At 48.4% G+C, this 608-nt stretch carries 1 rRNA gene (cut by a window edge); it reads right to left on the reverse strand.

Features of this window, described 5'->3' with window-relative positions:
• Positions 1-608 (reverse strand): 23S ribosomal RNA (locus CYK16_RS10535) (its annotated part extends 1,420 nt beyond the left edge of the window); the annotation flags it as partial.

Consider the following 608-nt stretch of genomic DNA (forward strand, 5'->3'; position numbering starts at 1 on the left):
CTTCCAATCGTCTGCTTTAGTTAGCCTACTGCGTCCCTCCATCACTACATACTCTAGTACAGGAATATCAACCTGTTGTCCATCGGATACACCTTTCGGTCTCTCCTTAGGTCCCGACTAACCCAGGGCGGACGAGCCTTCCCCTGGAAACCTTAGTCTTACGGTGGACAGGATTCTCACCTGTCTTTCGCTACTCATACCGGCATTCTCACTTCTATGCGTTCCAGCACTCCTCACGGTACACCTTCTTCACACATAGAACGCTCTCCTACCATACCTATAAAGGTATCCACAGCTTCGGTAAATTGTTTTAGCCCCGGTACATTTTCGGCGCAGGGTCACTCGACTAGTGAGCTATTACGCACTCTTTGAATGAATAGCTGCTTCTAAGCTAACATCCTAGTTGTCTGTGCAACCCCACATCCTTTTCCACTTAACAATTATTTTGGGACCTTAGCTGGTGGTCTGGGCTGTTTCCCTTTCGACTACGGATCTTAGCACTCGCAGTCTGACTGCCGACCATAATTCATTGGCATTCGGAGTTTATCTGAGATTGGTAATCCGGGATGGACCCCTCACCCAAACAGTGCTCTACCTCCAAGAATCTT

Source organism: Streptococcus oralis subsp. dentisani (assembly GCF_002860905.1).
Classification (GTDB): Bacteria; Bacillota; Bacilli; order Lactobacillales; family Streptococcaceae; genus Streptococcus; species Streptococcus oralis_BA.